Here is a 745-nt window from a genome sequence, read left to right as displayed (position 1 = left end):
TTGTCATCATTGAGAAGACCTCCGACCACGACGATGTACTGAAATCGGCTTGGGTCGACAAACGCTGACGTGGGAGCGACGCTGATACCGCAACTCGAGGTAATGAGGTTGCGGCTGCTGCTCATGACTTGCCAGTCCGCGGTTACACGGCCTGAATGGTCCAGTTCATCGCTGGCGAGTCGGATTGTGTCGACGAACAGCGAGAAGGCCGAAAGCGTGAATGCGCGGGCGAGGATAAATCCGATTGTGAGCTTCTGGGGTAAGGCGTTCATGTTGCGACCTATGTGATGGGCCAAGGACCGGGCGCTGGGTGATCAGGAATGCAGAAGCGATTTGAGGTCGATATCCAAATCGATGACGACCTTAGGGTCGGGCGATTTCCTGGCTTCAATCAGACGCTTGGACACCATGAACACGGCAGGCTGGTTGATGGCATCGACCGCCAGGAGTTCGTCGCCCTGATAGTGCCAAATGGATAGGGCGGTTTCGGAGATCTTTCTCATGACTGCTGAATCATGTCCTGCGGCCAATCCAACGATCGGTAACTTGATGTCGAACTGATCCGACCAAAACCAAGGCTTTGCTGTATCGTCGCAGCCAGGTTGAAGTTCGGCATGACGAGGATGAGAATTTTCATCGACTCTCTGTTCGTCGACATTTGTCCAAAAAAAGCAAATTGATGTCCAGGAATGTTAAATTGGCTGTCCGGATTATGCAACACTTCAATCGGGAATGCCGCAGAGCA

3 protein-coding genes are annotated in these 745 nt (G+C 52.8%); all 3 read right to left on the bottom strand.

Going from position 1 to position 745, the window contains the following annotated elements:
• On the bottom strand, positions 1 to 272 hold a 272-nt coding region (locus G6N73_RS36065; RefSeq protein WP_484477021.1), incomplete at its 3' end, for a type 1 glutamine amidotransferase family protein.
• A gap of 42 nt (positions 273 to 314) precedes the next feature.
• Positions 315 to 530 carry an oxidoreductase C-terminal domain-containing protein gene (locus G6N73_RS36060; RefSeq protein WP_246252843.1) on the bottom strand — a complete coding sequence of 72 codons (216 nt, stop codon included), beginning with the start codon at positions 528 to 530 and terminating at the stop codon, positions 315 to 317.
• Positions 500 to 745 (bottom strand): hypothetical protein (locus G6N73_RS36055; protein WP_165034595.1); only part of this gene is annotated, 246 nt, incomplete at its 5' end. The genes G6N73_RS36060 and G6N73_RS36055, both read right to left, overlap by 31 nt.

Origin of the sequence: Allomesorhizobium camelthorni (assembly GCF_011045125.1) — a bacterium.
GTDB classification, from domain to species: domain Bacteria; phylum Pseudomonadota; class Alphaproteobacteria; order Rhizobiales; family Rhizobiaceae; genus Allomesorhizobium; species Allomesorhizobium camelthorni.
This window is presented reverse-complemented; position numbering and strand designations above follow the sequence as displayed.